Annotated in this window: 15 protein-coding genes; 8 read left to right on the top strand and 7 right to left on the bottom strand. The window is 42.1% G+C overall.

Features of this window, described 5'->3' with window-relative positions; all coding sequences use genetic code 11:
* Nucleotides 1-182: 182 nt before the first annotated feature.
* Nucleotides 183-500: a trp operon repressor gene (gene trpR / locus ACHB7C_RS19460; RefSeq protein WP_042847005.1), complete on the bottom strand. Its 318-nt coding sequence runs from the start codon at nucleotides 498-500 to the stop codon at nucleotides 183-185.
* A 343-nt stretch (nucleotides 501-843) separates the two neighbouring features.
* Entirely contained in the window at nucleotides 844-2,757 is a 1,914-nt protein-coding gene (gene sltY / locus ACHB7C_RS19455; protein ID WP_042847006.1) for a murein transglycosylase, read from the bottom strand.
* A 659-nt stretch (nucleotides 2,758-3,416) separates the two neighbouring features.
* Here sltY and ettA point away from each other — a divergent pair.
* Nucleotides 3,417-5,084 carry an energy-dependent translational throttle protein EttA gene (ettA, locus tag ACHB7C_RS19450; RefSeq protein WP_042847007.1) on the top strand — a complete coding sequence of 556 codons (1,668 nt, stop codon included), beginning with the start codon at nucleotides 3,417-3,419 and terminating at the stop codon, nucleotides 5,082-5,084.
* Nucleotides 5,085-5,273: 189 nt separating this feature from the next.
* Here ettA and nadR read toward each other — a convergent pair whose 3' ends face one another.
* From nadR to serB, 3 genes are all read right to left on the bottom strand, one after another.
* Complete coding sequence (gene nadR, locus ACHB7C_RS19445; RefSeq protein WP_042847008.1) at nucleotides 5,274-6,509, bottom strand: multifunctional transcriptional regulator/nicotinamide-nucleotide adenylyltransferase/ribosylnicotinamide kinase NadR; 1,236 nt, start codon at nucleotides 6,507-6,509, stop codon at nucleotides 5,274-5,276.
* A 31-nt stretch (nucleotides 6,510-6,540) separates the two neighbouring features.
* Nucleotides 6,541-7,926 carry a DNA repair protein RadA gene (radA, locus tag ACHB7C_RS19440; RefSeq protein ID WP_042847009.1) on the bottom strand — a complete coding sequence of 462 codons (1,386 nt, stop codon included), beginning with the start codon at nucleotides 7,924-7,926 and terminating at the stop codon, nucleotides 6,541-6,543.
* A gap of 197 nt (nucleotides 7,927-8,123) precedes the next feature.
* A complete protein-coding gene (serB, locus tag ACHB7C_RS19435; RefSeq protein ID WP_042847010.1) occupies nucleotides 8,124-9,101 on the bottom strand; it encodes a phosphoserine phosphatase in 978 nt (325 codons plus the stop codon).
* A 245-nt stretch (nucleotides 9,102-9,346) separates the two neighbouring features.
* Between serB and ACHB7C_RS19430 the strand changes: the two genes are divergently transcribed.
* Complete coding sequence (locus ACHB7C_RS19430; protein ID WP_042847011.1) at nucleotides 9,347-10,102, top strand: AhpA/YtjB family protein; 756 nt, start codon at nucleotides 9,347-9,349, stop codon at nucleotides 10,100-10,102.
* 9 nt (nucleotides 10,103-10,111) lie between these two features.
* Here ACHB7C_RS19430 and ACHB7C_RS19425 read toward each other — a convergent pair whose 3' ends face one another.
* A complete protein-coding gene (locus tag ACHB7C_RS19425) occupies nucleotides 10,112-10,894 on the bottom strand; it encodes a TonB family protein (RefSeq protein WP_395348251.1) in 783 nt (260 codons plus the stop codon).
* Nucleotides 10,895-11,094: 200 nt separating this feature from the next.
* On the opposite strand from ACHB7C_RS19425, the gene ACHB7C_RS19420 reads away from it, so the two are divergent.
* The 5 genes from ACHB7C_RS19420 (at nucleotide 11,095) to ACHB7C_RS19400 (ending at nucleotide 20,055) form a co-directional block, all read left to right on the top strand.
* Nucleotides 11,095-11,631, top strand: a complete 537-nt coding sequence (locus ACHB7C_RS19420) for an RNA polymerase sigma factor (protein ID WP_048608459.1) — start codon at nucleotides 11,095-11,097, stop codon at nucleotides 11,629-11,631.
* Nucleotides 11,631-12,617 carry a FecR family protein gene (locus ACHB7C_RS19415; protein ID WP_395348249.1) on the top strand — a complete coding sequence of 329 codons (987 nt, stop codon included), beginning with the start codon at nucleotides 11,631-11,633 and terminating at the stop codon, nucleotides 12,615-12,617. Before ACHB7C_RS19420 ends, ACHB7C_RS19415 begins: the two co-directional genes overlap by 1 nt.
* A gap of 118 nt (nucleotides 12,618-12,735) precedes the next feature.
* A complete protein-coding gene (locus ACHB7C_RS19410; RefSeq protein ID WP_395348247.1) occupies nucleotides 12,736-15,507 on the top strand; it encodes a secretin and TonB N-terminal domain-containing protein in 2,772 nt (923 codons plus the stop codon).
* Between the two features lie 71 nt (nucleotides 15,508-15,578).
* Nucleotides 15,579-17,285, top strand: coding sequence for an ABC transporter ATP-binding protein/permease (locus ACHB7C_RS19405; protein WP_129466882.1), 1,707 nt, complete (start codon nucleotides 15,579-15,581; stop codon nucleotides 17,283-17,285).
* Nucleotides 17,275-20,055 carry a pitrilysin family protein gene (locus ACHB7C_RS19400; protein ID WP_221078704.1) on the top strand — a complete coding sequence of 927 codons (2,781 nt, stop codon included), beginning with the start codon at nucleotides 17,275-17,277 and terminating at the stop codon, nucleotides 20,053-20,055. The genes ACHB7C_RS19405 and ACHB7C_RS19400 overlap by 11 nt, the downstream gene beginning before the upstream one ends.
* A gap of 71 nt (nucleotides 20,056-20,126) precedes the next feature.
* On the opposite strand, the gene ACHB7C_RS19395 is transcribed toward ACHB7C_RS19400, so the two are convergent.
* Nucleotides 20,127-21,143: a hypothetical protein gene (locus tag ACHB7C_RS19395; RefSeq protein ID WP_349483845.1), complete on the bottom strand. Its 1,017-nt coding sequence runs from the start codon at nucleotides 21,141-21,143 to the stop codon at nucleotides 20,127-20,129.
* Between the two features lie 205 nt (nucleotides 21,144-21,348).
* On the opposite strand from ACHB7C_RS19395, the gene ACHB7C_RS19390 reads away from it, so the two are divergent.
* Nucleotides 21,349-21,843, top strand: a complete 495-nt coding sequence (locus ACHB7C_RS19390) for a GNAT family N-acetyltransferase (protein ID WP_166686103.1) — start codon at nucleotides 21,349-21,351, stop codon at nucleotides 21,841-21,843.
* The last annotated feature ends 28 nt before the right edge of the window (nucleotides 21,844-21,871 follow it).

The following is a 21,871-nucleotide window of genomic DNA, read 5'->3' as shown; positions in this document are numbered from 1 at the left end:
CTAGGGTTAGCAAGCGCAGCCAACACCCCTGCTATTTTAAAATAGATAAATGCCAATACTCAAAATAGTTCGAATTGTAGGTAGGCGGCAAGTCGCGCTAAGCCCTAGGAGCATACATAAGTATGTGACTAGGGTTAGCAAGCGCAGCCAACACCCCTACAATTTGAAATATGAAGAGTATTTTAGAGAAGTTGAGACTCGAGCCAAGCCTTCACATCCAATGGAGCCGATTTTAAACTATTCGAACCTCGCGTTATGGTCGCTATCCCCACTCCGAGTTCATTTTTAAGTTCTCTTTGGCTCATTTCGCCGCGCATTAGCTCTTGCACTATTTTAACTCGGGTCGATAAGGCTGTACGCTCATCTGGCGTAAGTAATAACTGAAGAACTGGCAAATGGATATCTTGTTCAAATGCCAATTGTAATAAATTCACAAAGCGCAGCCAGTCAGCGTTCTCATCCGCGGTCAAAGCCGGGTCATATTGTTGATTTGCTGTCATCGTCTATCCATCCATACTATTTAACTAGTACAGATAATAACACACTCTTATTAGAAATCATCAACCAAACACAAAGCGATTGCCAAGATGCCAAATAATGTGAGTTATACGCTAAAGCATTCGTACTGTAGCAAGGCGATCAGCGAGGATAGCTCGGGGAGCATACACCTGTATGTAACACGAAGCCCCAATAAAACGAAATATAAAAAATATGAATACTCAAAATAGTTCGGATTGTAGGTAGGAGGCAAGTGATGCTAAGCCCTAGGAGCACACACAAGTATGTGACTAGGGTTAGCAAACGTAGCCAACACCCCTACAATTCGAAATATGAAGAGTATCTTTAGTATTTCATATTCCATTCATTAGGAAGCAAAATCTTCATACCTTTTTGCCCCATAAAATGGCGATAAAACAAGTCATAGGATAAAACGTTTTTCACATAACCACGGGTTTCAGAAAACGGAATACTTTCAACAAATGCAATTGCATCAATGCGTCCGCCACTATTACCTAACCAACGAGTTACCCTTGAAGGGCCTGCATTATAGGCTGCGCTGGCTAAAATACGGTTATTTCCAAACTGCTGGTATACATCTTCAAGATAGGCAGTTCCTAACTCGATATTGGTAGTTGGATTAGTCAACTGACTCGTATTCACATAATTAATACCTTGCTTTTTAGCGGTATGTTTCGCTGTTGCTGGCATTAACTGCATTAAACCTGTAGCCCCTACGGGTGAGCGTGCTTGTGGGTTCCAAGCGCTTTCTTGGCGAGCAATTGCCATGGCATAACTCTTTGGAATATCTTTTGATTTTGTATAGAGGCTAAATTCTTTATCCCACGCCAATGGGAAGCGCTCTTCCAAGTGATCCCACAATTTTGCTGTGATCGTAGCTTGAACGCTAAGATCGGGCCACTTGTTATCAAATGCATAACGCGCAAGCTGTTCTTGTTGATTAGCAGGGAGAGAAGCCACTAAGCTAACCCATTCAGAACGCGCAAGATTTTCCAGTTCCCAGTACATTAACTCACGCACGCGTTGCACTTCAGGTAACTGATTAATACTGGCATCAGGCTTAGCGGCAGTATTGACATAGACAGGGTATTCAATATTTAAAACCTGCGCAGCAACCATTGGGTAAAAACCACGTTTCTTGGTTAATTCACGAAGCTTTGCTTCACCCTCGGCTTTCTTACCCGCATCAATGAGCGTAATAGCCTGCCAGTATTGCCATTCTTCTTTATTTTTCACATCAGCAGGTAATTGCCTCAGCCACGCGGCTACTCCGGTTTTATCCCCTGCCCCTAAAGCAAGGCGGACTCGGCGTTCTTTCAGTGATGATGAATGACTTTCCTGAATAGTTTCATCGCGCCATTGCGCCTGTTCTGGCGTGACATCCCCCATATATTGCCATGCGATACTATCTTTAAGCGCTTGGCTTTCTGTCATATTCATTTTTTGTGCAGAACTTACCGTATTTAATACTGCACGAGCTGCATCTGGGGATTGACGTGCATAGCGGCTAAAGCCTGCTGTCGTGGCTTGGCGAGTAAAGTCGGTAGGAGTTACTGTTTTAGCAAAAGTGACAACAGACGCTGGGTCATTTTGTAGTTTAATCAGCGCATCGCCTATCGTTTTATAACTCGGTGGTAAACGTTTAGCCAAATAGCTCGCAATCGAAGTATTCCCTTCTTTAATTGCCAAACTAATACGCTCAAGGGTCATTTCAGGGGTTAAATAACCTTCTTTTTCCCATTCATTGAAAAGCTTATCACACGCTGATGGCATAGAACGGCCGTTTAACCACGCTTTCTCTGCACCTTGCCAAGCAACTTGCTTGTTACCTACTGCCCAATTTGCAAAATAAAAATTACATTGTGCTTCAGCCGGCTTTGGAGCTTCAGGACTAAATTCCAACAATGATTTCCATTCTTGGCGGCGTGCTAATTCATTAACAAAGCGAGTTTTTAAATTTTTTGCGACAGGTAGCGTCGGGTAAGTGTTAATAAATTCCTGAACTTGGCGAGGTGATACAATATCTAAGTCTTGAGTTAGCTCACGATAAGCAAGATAAGGGTAAAGTGGATAATCATGCAAGGTCGGCAGTAAGCGCTCGACTTCATCCATTTTATTGGCATCCCATGCAACCTTAATTGCCTGATAGCGCTCCCGCTGCGCTTGTAAGGAATCAGCCCATACGGTGCTGGAAACCAGCAACATTGTTACTGGTACTGCCGCTAACCAACCTTTCATATTCACTCGCTCCATCGCTAAACTAAAGTCAAACTACAGGGAAAACCTTAACCTATATATACACATATCCCAAATAATTCGAGTTGTAGGTAGGCGACAAGCGAAGATAGACAGAGAGCATAGATAAACTATGTGACTCGGCTAGCTGAGCGCAGTTAACACCACTGCAACTTGAAGGATTACGGGTATATTAAGCATATATCAATACTATGAATGCTACCGAAAGTTTTTATTTAGTAACAGCGGAGAGTTCTTGATTATTTCGACTTTACAGTCTTTTACGTATCAGCCACTTTATGAATAATTTAAAGTCTTTGCCCCTCGGCAATATTCAGCGCAATCAGTTGTATTCGTAACTTTGTTATGTGTTTCGATTAAATACCTGACGTAACGCCCATTTTAAAAAAGTATTCAATTCCTTTATGTTTATCATGGGTAACTCCCTGTATAGCGCATCACATCACTACATCCCCATGAGTTGATAATAGAAAGTCATCAAGCTTGTCTCACTGAGAGGGAGGGATGGATGATCTCCTGATGTTCAGGTATAGTTCTAGAAAATTATATGGCTGTTTATTAAATGCTTTTCAGCCTAAGCTTGTTAAAGCAAAATAAACTAAAAAACTAAAGTTCCCTTTATAAATCAAAAGGTAAATAAATTGGCTCAATACGTTTATAGTATGTATCGGGTTGGAAAAATTGTTCCACCGAAACGTCATATTTTAAAAAATATCTCTCTGAGCTTCTTTCCGGGGGCTAAGATCGGTGTTTTAGGTCTAAACGGGGCGGGTAAATCAACATTACTGCGTATCATGGCAGGTATTGATACCGATATCGAGGGTGAAGCGCGTCCTCAACCCGGTCTAAAAATTGGTTACCTACCACAAGAACCAAAACTCAACCTTGAACACACAGTGCGTGAAGCCGTTGAAGAGGCCGTTGGTGAGGTTAAACGTGCATTGACCCGCTTAGATGAAGTCTATGCGGCTTATGCAGAAGAAGGCGCGGATTTTGATAAACTGGCCAAAGAACAAGGCGAGTTAGAAGCCATTATTTCTGCGCAAGATGGCCACAACCTTGATAACCAACTAGAACGTGCTGCTGATGCATTACGTCTTCCCCCTTGGGATGCAAAAATAGAGAATCTATCTGGGGGGGAGCGCCGCCGAGTGGCGATTTGCCGCCTGCTGCTAGAAAAACCAGATATGCTGTTACTCGATGAGCCAACCAACCACTTAGACGCAGAGTCTGTGGCGTGGTTAGAGCGCTTCTTACACGACTATGAAGGTACCGTCGTAGCTATCACGCATGACCGTTACTTCCTTGATAACGTAGCAGGTTGGATCCTTGAGCTTGACCGTGGTGAAGGCATTCCTTGGGAAGGTAACTATTCTTCTTGGCTTGAGCAAAAAGATGCTCGTTTAGCCCAAGAGGCCTCAACTGAAGCGGCTCGCCGTAAGTCTATCGAGAAAGAGCTTGAGTGGATACGTCAAAACCCTAAAGGCCGCCAATCGAAAGGGAAAGCGCGTCTGGCGCGTTTTGAAGAACTTAATAACGTTGAATATCAAAAACGTAACGAGACCAGTGAGCTATTTATTCCACCAGGTCCACGTTTAGGTGATAAGGTTATTGATGTTGAAAACCTAAGCAAATCATATGGCGACCGCGTTCTGATTGATAACCTGAGCTTCTCCATTCCTAAAGGGGCAATTGTTGGGATTATCGGGCCGAACGGTGCGGGTAAATCAACACTATTTCGGATGATTTCAGGGCAAGAACAGCCTGATTCTGGCTCCATCACTGTTGGTGAAACCGTGAAGATTGCCTCTGTTGATCAGTTCCGTGATTCCATGGATGACAGCAAAACTGTTTGGGAAGAGATTTCTAACGGTCAGGACATCATGCGTATCGGTAACTTTGAAATTCCTAGCCGTGCTTATGTTGGCCGCTTTAACTTTAAAGGCATTGACCAAGGTAAGCGCGTCGGTGAGTTATCTGGTGGTGAACGTGGTCGTTTACACTTAGCTAAACTACTGCAAGTGGGCGGTAACGTCTTGCTACTCGATGAACCAACCAACGACCTCGACGTAGAAACTTTACGTGCGTTGGAAAACGCCCTATTAGAGTTCCCGGGCTGCGCAATGGTTATTTCCCATGACCGTTGGTTCCTTGACCGTATTGCAACACATATCATTGATTATCAAGATGAAGGGAATATCAGCTTCTTCGAAGGTAACTTCTCTGAATATGAAGATTACAAGAAACGCACATTAGGTGCCGAAGCGCTGCAGCCACATCGTATGAAGTATAAGCGTATGACCAAATAATCCTTGTCATAATTTAGAATTATAGCGGTGTTGGCTGCTTTTGTGAGCCCTAGTCACATACTGGTGTATGCTCCTAGGGACTCACTCTCTTGCCGCCTACCTATAATTCAAATTATTTAAGGGATCGATATCATATCGATAGAATCAAAACGGCATCATTCGATGCCGTTTTTTATTGGGTGACTTTATTTATAAGTCATCCAACATCAATAACTGCTGAACGAGGGTTACACATTCTAAGAAACGCGTATCGTAATCAGAGGACTCTACACGTACAAACTCAATATTATTTTTCTTAAGCATTTCAATGAGTAAGTTTTGGAAAGCTTTGCGGTCTTTATCGCTTCCTAAACTTCTTAAACCATCAGCCACCCACGGCGTGTTATTTTCCAGTACTATCACCAAATCAAATCGGTATTCATCGATCAGTGCCTGAACGAATGGATGCTCTTTGCCTTCATAGCGTAAACAGAAGGCTTGCGTTGTCACAAAGTCCGTATCAATAAACGCCACTTTATTGGCATATTTTACTGCAAAATCAATATATTGTGCATGACCCAAGGCGATTTTATCGTAATCTGAATATTGCAATGCCATTTCGTCACCACCTAAATGGCTAAAAACATAATCGCGCCCATACTCCCATGCACTACTGGTATTAAAAATGTTGGCTAATTTGTTAACTAAGGTAGATTTCCCACTTGATTCGCCTCCTAAAATCGCCACCTTCCGGACAAAGAAAGGTTTAACTTCCGTTGGAATGTAATCCCAATAGCGAAACGGTGCCTGACGAATTTGGTTACCACTGATATTCATAAAGGTGCGCTCAGGGTCAACCAAAACAGTTTCAATACCTAAATATTTTTTGTAGCGAGGAGCATCGTTTGCCTCCCCCGAATAAATAAAACTAGGGTGGATATTGTGCTTTTTCAAAAAGCCTTTCATACCATCGCTCCACACTTCCCAGCCGTGTGGATAAGGCTCTATGCCATTTTCATCAAATGAATGAATGTGAATGTTTTTTTGATATTTAAAGGTTTGCAGTAACCAACGCAGCCGGTCACTGACAGTTGGTTGTTGTGACATTGAACTATTAATAAACAGGTCTTTATCACGAGGTTCATCATGGCAAAGGATTACATGCAGTTCATCCACTTGGCTGCAAGCACGTTGGATCAAATAAATATGCCCTGTGTGTAATGGGTAAAATTTGCCAAACACCACGCCGATCGTTTTTTGCTTATTGGGATATTCAAGGCCTAAAAAACGATGAAGAGCCGCTATTTTTTGGGCACTTGGGCTCTTGATTTTATCGTTTATCAACTGGCTGAGGTAGCCTTTGGTCATATCTGTCGCATCAGCCACTTGCTGGAGAGTGTAACCCGCTCGTTTGATTGCGTTTTTAAGATAGTCAAATTCAGCCATTTATTTTCCTTTTTACTCTTAGTAATAAGCGTTATAGCTCATCTAAAATGCTGAGCGCATCCGCCAACTTTTTCACCCCGTAGACTTTCATGTCTGGCGGCGATTTTTTGGGCATATTAGCATGAGGCACAATCGCACGTTTAAAACCATGTTTTGCCGCCTCAGAGATACGCTCTTGCCCGCTTGGAACCGGACGGATTTCCCCTGCTAGCCCAACTTCGCCAAACACCACAAGATCCCTAGGTAACGGCCGGTCTCGAAAACTTGAAACTAAAGAAAGCAATAACGCCAAATCAGCACTGGTCTCAGTCACTTTGACGCCACCCACCACATTCACAAAAACATCTTGGTCCGACATTTGTAAGCCACCATGACGGTGCAACACGGCCAGCAAAATCGCTAAGCGGTTTTGTTCAAGCCCGACAGCAACCCGACGAGGATTAGACATCATCGAATGGTCAACTAGGGCTTGGATCTCCACCAGCAATGGCCTCGTCCCTTCCCAGACCACCATAACGGAACTGCCAGAGGTCACTTCATCACCGCGACTTAAGAAAATTGCCGATGGGTTATTGACCTCTTTAAGCCCTTGCTCCGTCATAGCAAATACCCCGAGTTCATTAACGGCACCAAAACGGTTTTTATGGCTACGTAACGTGCGAAAACGGTTATCGGCATCACCATCAAGCATGATAGAACAGTCAATACAGTGCTCAAGGACTTTTGGCCCCGCAAGTGAACCATCCTTTGTGACATGGCCTACCATAATAATCGCAACACCGCGGGTTTTCGCAAAGCGAGTCAGATACGCGGCTGTTTCACGAACTTGCGCCACACTGCCCGGTGATGATTGGATATCGGCCATATGCATCACTTGGATGGAGTCTATTACCATTAGTTTCGGCTGTTCTTGTTCCGCGGTTAAACAAATTTGTTCAATACTGGTTTCGGATAGCATATTGAGCGAATCTGTTGGCAAACCAAGTCGATGCGCACGCATCGCCACTTGTTGCAATGACTCTTCCCCAGTGACATAGAGGGTTTTCATTTCACGTGAAAGCAAGCACATGGTTTGTAGCAATAATGTACTTTTACCCGCCCCCGGGTTCCCGCCAATTAAAATGGCACTACCCGGCACAACGCCTCCGCCTAACACCCTATCAAATTCTTTAAAGCCTGTAGTAAAACGAGGAAGTTCTTCGAGGCTGATTTCAGATAATTTCTGAACCTTACTTACCCCAGCCGCATTCCCTGCATAGCCCGTTAAACGGTCATTACGCGATGAAGAGCTTGTTGAGGCCAGACGCACTTCTGTAATGGTATTCCATGCATGGCAAGCACTACACTGCCCTTGCCAACGTGGATAATCCGCCCCGCATTCATTACAGACAAACGCCCTTTTTACCCCTTTCGCCACAGCAAACTCCTCTTGATAATTAACTTAGTTTTAGATTATTGCTATCTCACAAACCATAAAATATCGATACCAATATTCAAAATAGTTCGGGTTGTGGCTAGGCGGCAAAAGAGGATGTCTTGGGGAGCATACAAAAGTATGTGACCCAAGCAGCCGAGTGCAGCCAACACCGCCACAGCACGAAATATAACGAATATTTAGCGTTCCTCGTGCTTCAAGCCCCCGCTCAACACACACATCACCCCCATGAGATCCGCGTGACGAATAGCCACCTTCGCCCTTGCATACACCTTTGGTTTCGCATGATATGCAATACCCAGCCCTGCTTTACGGATCATCTTCAAGTCATTTGCCCCGTCGCCGATTGCCACTGTTTGTTCGATAGGTATTTCCAGTTTTTCAGCTAGTTTGACCAACGTTTGGGCTTTATATTTTGCATCGACTATTGGCCCTTTGACTTTACCAGTCAGTTTGCCATTTTTAACTTCGAGCTGGTTAGCAACTGCGGCTGCGAGTTTTAACCGCTGCTGCAAATCATTAGCAAAGAAAGTGAACCCACCAGAAGCTATCGCAATATGCCAATTCATGGCTTGAAGTTTACGCACCAAATTAGTCAACCCTGGCATCAAAGGCAATGTTTCCAATACTTGGTCAAGAATTGACGCATCTGCACCTTCTAGTAAGCTAACGCGTGCGCGCAAGCTTTCGGTAAAATCTAGCTCCCCTTGCATTGCACGCTCTGTCACCTCTGCGACTTGCTCACCAACACCGGCTAAACGAGCAATTTCATCAATACATTCAATTTGAATGGCAGTTGAGTCCATATCCATCAATAACAGACCTGGTGAACGCAAACGTGGAATTTGCCCTAGCGGTACCACATCTAATAAACATTCATCAGCGAGCTTTTTAATCCTAGGGGTAATACTCCCAGCGATTCTGACAACTTGGTAATCATCAATACGCCATGATGACACAATCACAATCGCGATCCCTAATCGCTGTTGGAAATTACTGATCCTAGCTTTATCTAATCCACGGCCATATAGTAGCCACCCACTGTCACCTGCACGGTAATCCAGAGGCATCACTTCTTCACCACTCAAAGAAAGTGGCAAACCGGGCCATTTTTGGATCTCGTCGGGTAAATAACAATAGGTCAAACTCGTTGACATGAAAATTAGCTCCTGTAATCGATGTAATCTTTATTTTAATGATGAGTTGCGAGTAGCCGAACGAAGCCACTATACTTAACGCCAACGCCTTAGTTTTTGCGCCGATTAACTATGTATACTATTTAAATCTTATATACCGCTGCAATTTATACCTTAAATCACTCATTTTAGGTAGTGAAGTGCCGCTAACAATACGATAACCTGAAGTATGACGGATATACTGACAAAGAGCATCAACTAACCAAATGAAACAAACTTTTAGGCTACATAAAACAGTCATTATTGTTATCTGCATTGCGCTGGTAACCTTACTTATGCATGGTGTTTCATATTTGGGTAATAGCCAAAACCAAAACCGAATTGAACAGTTTAAACAATTGACCTACGTGCTCGCAGAACAAGTCGCTTTCAGCTTATCCGATTATATTGTCCCCGGCAGCAAAGATTTTAATTTAGACCGAATTAATGCCAATTTAAATAACATTGCAAAAGATAAGTATATTTTAGATGCCAGCATCTACACTGCCAATGGCGTTCTTGTGACACAAGTCGGCGAACCTGCCACCGTAAAAGAACGGCTAGCTATCGATGGCAATTCATCACTACAAAACTTTCAATATCAATTAGTTGTACCAATCCAAGGGGCAAAAGAGCCAAAGGGCTATTTGCGTTTAACTATCGATACCGAGTTACTTTCTGCTGAAATTCAGCAAGCAGATAACAGTACGAATGTATTAAGGATTTTTATTCTGTTCGCTTTATGTATCGGTTTTGTTTTAGCCAATACATTATTGCGTTTAAAGAAAAAGAAAGGCCACAAACAGCCACCGCCATTAGTGGTAAATACTGAAGATAACCCTGAAGAAAACGAACCTGATGACCTTACTAGCAAAACAACAATAAAACCTAAACCAGCCCGTCTGAGACGAAAAAAAGAACCTAGGCCTTACCGTCCAAAGCGGCCTGCCCCCAAAAGCAAGCCTCCTCAGGCCGATAAATAACTGTTAATTTTAAATCGAAGTAGTATCAAACACGATTGGTGCAACAAATTCGACTCGCCCATCCACCAACAGTGTTTCTGGTGGCATAGGGAAAGGTGCTGCACGTGAAATTGTGGCTAAGGCTTCTTTGTCCAATATTTTAGTTCCCGATGAATTAAATAAACTGGCAGTAATAACCTCACCTTTACTGTCCACAACCACTTTTACCTGAGAAACCCCAGTTGAACGGAAACGCAGGGCCGCACGTGGGTAACGTTTTGACTTTGCAATACGCTGATGGACTTCACTCTGCCAGCCTTGGTGACCGCTTAGTGCAGCAGAGGCATTACTGGAAAAATTTGCCCGACTACTCGCTTCACTCCCCGACGCGGGAGCAGAGGTTACTGTGGACTCTTGATCTGCAGTAGGAACCTCTTCAAGCACTTTTTTCTCTTGTACTGTTTTCTTTTTCGGTGGGCGCTTTTTCTCACTAACTTTGGTTAACGTCCCATTATCTACGATGGCAGTTTCTGATAATTTTTCCGTTTTTTCAACTACCTCTGGCAAAACTTCTTCATGCGTTGTGACTTGCTGCTTTGGCGCATGGTTAACCTCAGGCTCAGCCTGCTGCTCTAACTGGTATACCCCGAGTTGTAGTGAAATTGCAGGTGGCAATACCCCTGTTTTCGGGATTGAAGTAGTAAACCATCCGATGAAAATGACTGCCAGTGTTCCATGGAAAAGACAACTTAAAAACAAACCGCCCAGTGGACGGAAAATCGGGCGCTCGAACTTGCCCGTCATACTGCTCATATTCTGCCTCACGACTTTATTTTTTGTTAATTATAGGCATAATACAAACAAAAATGATATTCATTATTATTAGTAAAAACACAGTCTGAAAAATAACCCATTGATTTAATTACAAAAGTAATCTGAGCAGATTATTAATCAGCACAATTCATCGGTCCCCACTCCTTGTTTGTGCATTTTATGATATTAACACCAGCAAAATGACTATTGATAAATCCCTTGCCCGCAAAATTAGCGGAGCATATCAGTCAACATATAGCCAGCTTGTGCGCTTTTTCCGCAATCGGCTAGATAACAGCAATGATGCTGATGATTTATCACAGGATGTGTTTACACTATGGCTTAATCGCAAAGAAAAAACACCAGTAAAAGAGAGCCGAGCTTACCTGTTTAAAATTGCTAATCATGTTTTAATTGATCACTGGCGACGCAACCAACGTCAAACGACATCAGAAACCCCCATTGATGAAGTCATACATGAATTCAATCTTGAACAAAGGCAAGCTGATCCCAGTGAAATTCTGGAACATCAGCAACGTATCCAGCTGTTAAGTGACGCTCTCGAAACATTACCCCCTCGCCGACGAGAAGCTTTTTTACTTTATCGTTTTGATGGGTTATCTCAAAGTGAGATTGCTGAGCGAATGGAAATTTCAATCAGTATGGTGGAAAAACATATTGCGGCAGCACTAGTTCATTGTAAAAAACACCTTGATAATCAGGGCAATAACCCGTAATGACACATAATTCTTTGCAAACATCAGATGATGCAAACCGTATTGATGAGGAAGCGGCGCTGTGGTTTACTCGCATGCACAGCCAACGCATCAGCGCACTTGAAACCGAGCAATTTAAGCAATGGCTCGCGGCTTCGTCTGAACATGCCAAAGCTTATGATGCGATTGCCGCTGTTTGGCGGGAGTTTGACATGCTCCCCCGCCCTGACAGTGTCGAATTTACAGAGAAAAAACGCCCTTTTTTTCGCCTTTGGCGCCCTTTGGGGAATACCTTAGCGGCTGTTTTTATTGCTGCTGTTCTATTCTTACCCTACAGCCACCTGCCTTCAATGTTACTTAATAACATGACTTTAGTCGCTACAGACTCCCCTAAAGAAGTCACATTACCAGATGGCTCCCAGTTATTTCTTAACCGTAATACCCGTATTCATGTGGCCTACGAAACCCCAGTCCGTAATATTTCACTTGAAAAGGGAAACGTTTATTTTAAAGTAAAATCAAACCCTTACCGACCATTTATTATCCAAGCGGATAAAAGACGCATTCAAGTCGTTGGCACTGAATTTGAAGTCAATAAAGTCGCACAGCAAGTTTCAGTGAATGTTAGCCAAGGCATTGTCAGCTTTGAAAATACTGACAATGGCCAGCCTATTTTTTTACTGGCGGGGGATAGCGCCGTTAGCCCTACGCCAAATAGCCAAATTACGCGCCAACATATTGACGCGTTAGAAGTGGCCCGCTGGCGTTTTGGTGAATTAGTATTTGTCGATAAACCGCTATCTGAGGTACTTGATGAATTAAGTGGCTATTCGTCAGCCCATGTCGAGCTTTCGCCAGCAAGTTTAGCCAAGAGTAAAATCTCTGGTCGTATTAATTTGCGCCACCCTGAACAGTTCTTTCAAGCTCTCCCATCATTATTACCCGTACAAGTCGTGTATCAAGATAAAAATAACATATTGATTATTCAGAATAAAAAAAACAAATGAAAAATATTTTCATTTGCAGGTGAGGATAATTCTCATTTCACCCTCTTCTTAAGTAGTCATTCTTTTAATGACGCATTTTTCGCACACTTTTTGTGCAGCTTAAGAATAAGGGATATCTATGTCAATTCAGTTTACTCAAAGCCGGTTAAGGCCGCTCGCTCTTGCTGTCGCAGTGAGTAGTGCCATTGTTTGTCAATCAGCTTCTGCGCAAGAACTTACCTTCTCTTTGCCAGAGCAACCCCTTGCTAAGTCTGTTGCTGAAATTAGCCGCCAAGGGCAAATCCAGTTGCTATATGATAAGAGCCAACTTAATGGCCTACGAGCACCTGCATTATCGGGCAACTACTCCGCACAAACCGCATTACAAAAAATACTTATCGGTAGCGGCTTAGAACTTGTCAATGAAAATGGTGTTTTTGTTATCCACCAGCAGAATTTAAACCAAGGCACATTGGTTTTACCGGAAACCCAAGTGTCTGGTGTGATACAAAACCACCCTGCGACCGATGTTATGTCAGCACCGCAATATGTGACTTCTGAAGAAATTAGCCAAAAAAATACGGGCGATGGCAATATCACCGATTTAATGAAGACTAATCCAGCAGTGCAATTTGCCAACAATGACAGTAATTCAATGAACCAAGGGGAAATCAAACCTTCCCGTATCTCAATCCACGGCTCAAGCAGCTACCAAAACGCCTATCGCCTTGATGGAGTAAGCTTTAACAACGATTTTGACCCCGCGGACAATGGTCTTGGTGAAACCTCAACCCGTTTGAGCAGTAGCGACCAAGGGATCTACATCGATAGCCGTCTTATCGACAGTATGACGGTGTATGACAATAACATTCCTGTCGAATTTGGTGGATTTACGGGGGGAACGGTAGAAGTAAATAGCCGCCGCTGGCAAGGGGAAAATAGCGCTCACGCGTATTATCGCTTAACCCGCTCCGGTTGGAACAACCTTTTCCACGATTCCACTCAAGGTATTGATACATCAAAAAATGACACATCCAATCCTGCTCGTTTCCAAAATCGCTATGATAAAAGTGACTTTGGTGGCTGGTTTGAAGCGGGTGTAACCGATAATTCAGGTATCGTATTTTCTGCCTCTCGCCGTAGTTCTACTATTCCAATGACTGTCGTTGGTGGTGAAGCTTATGTGCTTGAAAATAACCAAATCGTACCTTTTGACGGTTTTTACGGTAAAAAAAACCAGCGCCGTATCTCTGATAACTACTTTTTAAAATATTCGATAGATTTATCAGAGAAGAGTTCATTAGATTTGTCTGCCAATTATGCTAATTACGATAGCCGCCTCTTTTCATCAACGATTGCCAATTCAGGATATGACTCAACCCATGATGGGCTTGGCTTCACTGCTGTGTACAAACAAAAATTTGACCTCGGCCAGCTTGAAGTTACCGCAAGTACACAAGACCTGAAAGATGATCGTAAAAATGATCAAAAATACTCTCTAACAATACGTGCATTCGATGACAACTGGAACATGGTTGAACAAAACAGTGGCGGTTTAGGAGACTTGGAATCAAAACAAAAAACTCACGGCTTAAAAACCGTGATGCGCTTTGATCCTAAAGAAGATGCTTTAGGTTTAACTCATACTTCCACTTTAGGGGCTGAGGCGAATTATACCAAAGGGACTTATGTCCGAGATCGTGATTATTTCCGTTATACCTATACCGGAGAGATTGGGCTAGACAACATGTACTCAGGGTACCTTAGCAACATAACGCGTTTCCGCCAAGGCTCATATTCTGCAGATTATACCAACTATGCCATTTTTCTTGATGACAGTATTCAATATGGCAAATTAACGCTACGTCCTGGAGTTCGTCTCGATCGTGATGATTTTGTAAACCGTACCAATATTGCTCCTCGTTTAAGTGGGATCTACGATGTCTTTGGGGATGGCAAAACCCAAATTATTGCGGGGGCTAACCGTTATTATGGCCGCTCAATGCTGACTTATGCGCTATATGGTGCACAGAATGACGGTATGCAAAACTGTATGGCATATAGCGAATCAATGGCTTGTTCTCTAAATCCAAACAAAAATGATTGGGATAACCAAAAAGATTATGAGGGGCTGGAGTCATTAAAAACACCGTATAACGATGAACTTACTCTTGCATTACAACAAGATATTTTATCCACCACATGGCGTTTACAATATGTGCATCGTGAAGGTTATGATGAAGTCAGGAACCGTACCAAGTATGACAATCCCCGAGATCCAAATACACGCAGTATCCGTACTTTTGATAATGGCGGTCGCAGCTCACACGACACCGTAACCCTTTCCGTTAATAATAGCCAACCTTGGGAATGGGCTGATGCGTCTCATGTTATGACAGCGTCTTTCACATGGCAGCAAACAGAAAGTAATACGCCAAAAGATGCGGGTTACAGCTCATATGACCCTAGCAATCGCGTTAACCTCGATAAAGTCTCTTACAACGGCAAAATTATCGATGCATCAAAATTACCGTCTACCAGTTTTAACTCACCAATTAAACTTAATCTAGAGATGACCAGTGTTTGGGATGACTACGACGTCACTTGGTACAACCGGCTGCAATGGTGGGGATCTCGCTCTCAAGCCGTTCGCTATGACAATGCGTACGATTTTGACCCTGAATATGGTCAAGTTCGTAAATACACCAAACAACACTTCGCAAGTAAATACACATGGGATACTCGTCTAGGCTGGAAACCTGACTTCGCTTACGGTTTTGGCATTTCAGTTGAAGTCAACAACGTATTGAATAATAGAAATATATCAGATCGTTTTACATACGATAACCGTGTCATTAAAGCCTATGAGCCGGGTCGTCAATTCTGGTTACAAGTGAATTATGATTTTTAAGTCATAGCTGCAATGTGAGCAATTAACACAATATTAATCATTAAATTAAAACAACAAATGAATAAAACGTCATGAAGACACTGAAACAATTTTTCTATTTAGTTAAACCTTTTTGGGGGCAGCGTGCTGCCCTTTTGTGCTGGATACTCCTGTTTGCCTCACTTGGGCTCACACTGTCCTCAGTTTGGTTCAACGTCAAAATGAATATGTGGAATGGGGACTTTTATAACGCCCTACAAAAACTCGACGGCCAAGCGCTGTATGGTTTATTGCAATACTTCGTGATCTTAGTCAGTGGGCTAATTTTTGTCGTCGTGATGGGTAACTACCTAAAGCAAATGTTAATTATCCGTTGGCGCAAAGGCATGACCGAGCAAGTACTTAGCCGTTGGTTGTCACCGAACAGTAAACACTACCTACTAAGACTAACATCCCAAGAGCCCGATAACCCAGACCAACGTATCGCCGAAGATATTCGTTTACTGATTGAATCAACATTAAATTTAGTGGTGACATTCCTCCACTCAATGTTAACGCTGATTTCATTTGCTGCGATTCTTTGGACATTGTCTGGCAGCCTATCGTTTAATTTTGCCGATAGCGACTGGACCCTACCCGGCTATATGTTCTGGGCATGTATTATTTATACCCTAATTGGTATCGCGCTTACTCAATGGATTGGTTTTCCACTACGCCGTTTACATATGGATAAACAACGCCGTGAAGCCGATTACCGTAGTGCATTAATTAATTGTCGCCAACATGGCGATGCCATCGCAGGGCAACGTGGTGAGACCCAAGATAGAAAAGAACTGATGGGGCGCTTTGGTGAAATTATTAGTAACTGGAACCGCCTGATCCGCTGCGAACGAAACTTATCTTTCTACACTGTTGGTTACCAACAAGTCACCGCTTTAGCACCTGTATTACTCGCTCTTCCTAAATTCCTTGCGGGTGAAATTATGTTGGGTGGCTTAATGCAGCTACGCCAAGCGTTTACCAGTGTTGCCACTTCACTCGGTTGGTTTATTTTTGCCTATAAAGAAATCGCAGCATGGCAGGCAACAGTCTCCCGTTTATATAATTTTGTTGTTTTATTGGAAAACGATAACAAGGCTATAGTGACTCTCGACGAAAAATCGCCACCACTGCAGGCTAAATTATCAGTTTCTACCGCAGACAACCGCTGCTTAATTAATTCTGTGAATATAACTGCCAAGCAAGGCGAATTAACCTTGATTAGTGGCCGTTCCGGTATTGGTAAATCGACTTTATTACGTACACTTAGCGGACATTGGCCATTTTTTAACGGTACCATTACCCGAACAGAGCAAGTTATGTGGGTTCCACAGCGCCTTTATCTGCCCATAAGTCGTTTGGATAACCTACTGGCTTACCCTAAAACGACATCTCAATTCAGTCAGCAAGATTTTCAATATGCGTTAACTTTAGTTGGCTTAGAAAAACTGCATCATCAACTAGCACTCGAAACCGATTGGAATAACCGTTTATCTGGTGGGGAACAACAGCGGATTATGTTTGCGCGTTTATTGCTCAACCGACCAAAACTACTTTTATTAGATGAAACAACCTCGGCCCTTGATGACAACAGTGCTTTAGAGCTAATCGCCCTATTAAAAGCAGAGTTGCATGACAGTGCCATTGTCTTAGTAAGCCATCAAAGCTTTGTTGCTCAGTTTGCAGAACAACAACTGCATCTCACCGAACCTGTGAGTAAAGACCTTTTGAATACAGGAACACCTGAATATGCTTCATAAAATAGCCCTCACCATAATAGCCAGCCTAACGGTTATCGGTTGTGTATCCACCAACCCAACTTCAAACAACCGCTTACCAGTGCGCAATGACCTTCAGCACTATCAGCTTGAGAATGGACTGCAAGTTTACCTTCTACAACGTAATCAACCGGGCGTTGAGCTGCGTTTATTAGTCGGCAGTGGCTCATTACAAGAAAATGAACAGCAGCTTGGCCTTGCGCACTTTACTGAACATATGGCCTTTAAAGGCACCAAACACTTCCCGGGCACGACCGGTTTCAAGCAGCTTGAGCACCAAGGGTTAAAACTTGGTAGTCATGTTAATGCGATCACCAGTTTAAATTCCACGCTATATAAATTATCACTACCAGAAGCCTCGACAGCACAAGTTGCCATTGGCTTACAAGTAATGGCAGATTGGGCGTCAAATATGACATTTGACCAAGATGCTTTTGAAAAAGAACGTCCAGTGATTATCGAAGAATGGCGTTTACGTCAAGGAATGGGCTATCGCATCAACGATAGTTTAGAAAAATTACGTTACCACGGTAGCCGTTACGCTGAACGCAACCCCATTGGTTCATTAGATATCGTACGCAATGCCCCGATTGAGCAAGCGAAAAACTATTATCAAACATGGTATCAACCTCAACGAATGTCGCTATTAATTATTGGTGATTTTAATAGTTCATCAATACGCAATCAGGTTGATAATTTATTTGCACTCCCTAAACCCGAAAAAGTGGCAGAAGATAACCCACAATGGAAACAATTCGCCCATTCAACCAATATGTTAGTGCAAGGGGTGTTTGATAAAGAGCAAGGGGCGCGTTATGTGCAATTTGCGTTACAAAAGGATGTCAGCGCACCGCTAAATACGCGCTTAGGACAATCCGAAGATTTACTAGATAACCTCTGGTTAGCCATTTTAAATCAACGCTTTTCCGTCATAGTCGATAATGGCATCTTGCCCTCCATTAGTATCAATGAGCAAGGGTCGATGCTGGATAACCGACGCCTTCAACAGTTGATGATTATTCATCCAAAGGGTAACGATTACATCGGGGCAACCCAACTGTTATTCACTGAATTGCAGCGCTTAGCCACAGAGCCTGTAACTCCTGAAGAACTGGAAACGGCCAAACAAGCCATGCTGAAAAAATTCAGCCTGCAAGCGGCTTCAGAGCAACGTTATAGCAATGAATATATAGCAGGGCAACTGACAACGGCACTTGAATACGACATGCCAATGTGGAATAAACGCCAGCAGTTAGATAACAGCTACCAGTTGATAAAATCTGTCAAACCGCAGGACTTACAACAACATGTCGCTAAGTTCCTACAAACTGCCTCCCCGCGTTTAGCATTAATTGGCCCCGATACTGATGCCACGACAATGGACAAATCGGCATTTAATCAGCAATGGGTTAAAATACGCCAAAGCACACCAGGACCATTTACGTTGCGCTCCAAAGCGATTCAATTACAGCTACCTCAAGTTCCCAAAGGTGATATTGTTGAGCAATCTAAGCTGCCCGTTGAAAAAACAGAACATTGGACATTAAGCAATGGCATTCAGGTAATTGTTAAGGCAGATAAAAACCTGAAAGATGATATTCAGTTTAATTTGCAGCTTCCGGGAGGGCGTTCTTTAGAAACGGCTCAAACTTCGGGGTTAACTGATTGGGCGTTGAAGCTGCCAGAAAGCAGTGGCTACGGTAACTACAGTGCTCGTGATTTGGCTTTATTTGCTAAACAAAACCAAATTTCTCTGCGCCCTTATAGTGAATTACTGACTCACGGTTTTCGTGGTAAAGCGCCAGCTGATAACTTAGAAACCGCATTGCAATTGTTGCATTTAAAATTAACCGCACCGCAATTTAGCGGTGAGAAATTAGAACAACAAAAACAATCCTTAATATTGAACCTATCCAAAACCCCCGTAGAACGTACTTTCCTCGATAATATTAATCAAGAAAGCTATCACCACGGCGAACTATTAGTCATCAAACCACAAGGAAGCTGGCAACAATTTACGGCGCAACAGTTGCAAAAAACCAACCGCCAACTAGTGACCTCTACAGCAGATATGACGTTGGTTATCTCAGGGGCCATAAACAGTCGTGACCTCAAACCAATATTAGAAAAGTGGTTAGCGTCTCTCCCTGCGAGCGACCAAAAACTAAAATCTCGTGACCAAGGCATCATGCCAAAAATGGCCAGTTTTAATAAAACTTATCCCATCAGTAGTAGTGATAAAAGCATGGTCAGCATTCAATTCGCCTCACCTGCGATGTGGTCACAGCAAGACCAACTTGCAATACAACTGATTGATACGATTGTTAGTCAGCGTTTACGTGGTGAGTTAAGAGAAAAAGCCAGTGGTATCTATGCGCTCGGTTTTTCACAAATGTTAGCGAAAAAACCACAGCCTTATTACCTTGCTCGCTTGAATTTCACCACCTCTCCAGAACGTGCTGAGGAAATGACGCAAATTGCCCAAAAAACGATTGGGCAAATTCGTCAAACCGGTGTGAGTGAAAAAGAGTTAACCGAAGCAAAAAATATTTGGCTGACAGAAAATGCACAAGTCACTGATAGTTCAAGTTATTGGACCGAAGCTCTGGCACAGATTGCCGCTGATGATGGGCAATACCAGCGTTTAAACCAACAGCAAAGTATTATTCATCAACTCACGGTTAAGGATATTAATCGTTTATCTCATCAATATTTAGGGCAGAATTCAAAAGTGTTTATGATGACGCCTTAATTCAGTCATTAAGGTTAGAAAGCCAACAATATATTGTTGGCTTTTTTATCCAGCACTATCATTATTGCTATTCAAAAACAAAAGATTTTTTTTACCTCTAAATAAGCTTTTTTTATTTTTTTTATGAGAAAAAATAATTTACATTCAATAGTATTTAATAATCGCTCCCGTAAGCTTTTAGGTTTCTTCTTGAGATCATCGAATATACGGACAGGCTTGACTATTGCAGTCTTTATTTTTATATAATCACCAAGATTACTCTCAATTCTATTCAGCGTTGCCTGCGGTAAGATCTCAAATGCATATTCGTATAACTCATTTAGTTTCTTAATAAATACTTCTGGTTTCTCTTCTCTCTTCAAACTCAAAACATTCTCTCTAAAGTGAATAAATAGCTTATCGGGAACATCTTTTATTCTACTCATTTCAGAAATTTTTTTAGTTAATTTATTATATAACTGATTAGCAACATCAATCGGTTCTGGTATTTTTATAGTTTCTTTTGGTAGCGGAGGAAGAGGTTTTAAATAAATACATTGTGTATTTTTAGCTATCTCCATTGGTTCTTTTAAATAGCTAACAATGAATTCATTTGTAACATATTCTTTATCTATAAAAAGCTCATAAAAGTCATAAATTTTAATAACAACGTCATCCGAAGATTTCGTTTTTTTCATTTCTCTAATTATTTCTTTAATGAGATCAATGCTTTTATTGTCTACTTTATTATTTTTCAATAAGCTATAGAAATTTTCTTCTATTTCATTTGGAATGGTAATCGCTTCCATCAATGGCGGCCATTCCGTCCTCTTAATGACTCTTATTCTATATTCATTTCTTTCAAGTCCAACTTGAGTTAGATTATTACCTTTCAATACACCGTGAAGAGGAGGCTCTGCATATTTAATATCATCAATATTATTTTTATTCTTTTCTCTTAGATTTATGGGCGATAATGTTGGAGTCTGTTTAATATTTTTAATTTGTTTAGTAACATATTTTTTAACTTTTTTTGGAGCACTCTTTATGTGAACTTTTTTCATTGTTAAACTAGTGAAAAAATTTTTTTTACTCATTGATTCAAGCATGATAATTCCTCTGAATAAATTACTGAACGCTATATAGCCAAAATCGTATATCTATTTATTATGTTGTGATATCAGATAGCGATTTTGTTTATTTTTAGTCACTCAATTTGTAATGCCTTTCATGACGTTGATGACTATCGATTGACAGATTATCGTTTTAATGTGATTAATATTCTTATAATAAATAACGATAAAGAGATTCTATATGAATAATGTAACCATCCGCAGAGCAACACTGGACGATGTCCCTGCAATCACCCAAATGCACGCTGACTATTCGGCATATGCCAACACATTGCAACTTCCTTATCCAAGCGAAAAAATATGGGAAGCCCGGCTAGGCACGAGTGATCCGTTGATAACACAATTTGTTGCCACTATTGATAAGGAAGTTGTAGGTTTGCTAGTCATTAGTCAGCCTAACCAAGTGCGCCGTCGCCATGTCGCCACTTTCGGTATTACCGTCAGTGAAGCTCACCAAGGCAAAGGTATTGGCTCACAACTGATGCAAGTGATGGTGGATTATTGCGATAACTGGTTGAATGTGCGCCGTATTGAGTTAGAAGTATTTGCGGCAAATGGCAGTGGTGTTGGGCTATATGAAAAGTTTGGCTTTGAACTCGAAGGCCGCATGAGAGACTATGCGTTTCGTGATGGGCAATATGTCGATGCCGTGATGATGAGTAGAATCAAAAAATAGCGATAAAAAATGCCACACAATAGGTGGC

This window comes from Providencia sp. 2024EL-00732 (genome assembly GCF_044006275.1).
In the GTDB taxonomy this organism is placed as follows: Bacteria; Pseudomonadota; Gammaproteobacteria; order Enterobacterales; family Enterobacteriaceae; genus Providencia; species Providencia huashanensis.
The sequence above is the reverse complement of the archived record's forward strand: the minus strand, read 5'-3'. Positions and strand labels throughout refer to the sequence as shown.

Coding starts and splice junctions, on each gene's coding strand:
- ACHB7C_RS19415 (WP_395348249.1), top strand. CDS start 11,631: ATGACACATAATTCTTTGCAAACATCAGATGATGCAAACCGTATTGAT.
- ACHB7C_RS19425 (WP_395348251.1), bottom strand. CDS start 10,894: ATGAGCAGTATGACGGGCAAGTTCGAGCGCCCGATTTTCCGTCCACTG.
- ACHB7C_RS19390 (WP_166686103.1), top strand. CDS start 21,349: ATGAATAATGTAACCATCCGCAGAGCAACACTGGACGATGTCCCTGCA.
- ACHB7C_RS19430 (WP_042847011.1), top strand. CDS start 9,347: ATGAAACAAACTTTTAGGCTACATAAAACAGTCATTATTGTTATCTGC.
- trpR (WP_042847005.1), bottom strand. CDS start 500: ATGACAGCAAATCAACAATATGACCCGGCTTTGACCGCGGATGAGAAC.
- serB (WP_042847010.1), bottom strand. CDS start 9,101: ATGTCAACGAGTTTGACCTATTGTTATTTACCCGACGAGATCCAAAAA.
- ACHB7C_RS19420 (WP_048608459.1), top strand. CDS start 11,095: ATGACTATTGATAAATCCCTTGCCCGCAAAATTAGCGGAGCATATCAG.
- sltY (WP_042847006.1), bottom strand. CDS start 2,757: ATGAAAGGTTGGTTAGCGGCAGTACCAGTAACAATGTTGCTGGTTTCC.
- ACHB7C_RS19405 (WP_129466882.1), top strand. CDS start 15,579: ATGAAGACACTGAAACAATTTTTCTATTTAGTTAAACCTTTTTGGGGG.
- nadR (WP_042847008.1), bottom strand. CDS start 6,509: ATGGCTGAATTTGACTATCTTAAAAACGCAATCAAACGAGCGGGTTAC.
- ACHB7C_RS19410 (WP_395348247.1), top strand. CDS start 12,736: ATGTCAATTCAGTTTACTCAAAGCCGGTTAAGGCCGCTCGCTCTTGCT.
- ACHB7C_RS19395 (WP_349483845.1), bottom strand. CDS start 21,143: ATGCTTGAATCAATGAGTAAAAAAAATTTTTTCACTAGTTTAACAATG.
- ACHB7C_RS19400 (WP_221078704.1), top strand. CDS start 17,275: ATGCTTCATAAAATAGCCCTCACCATAATAGCCAGCCTAACGGTTATC.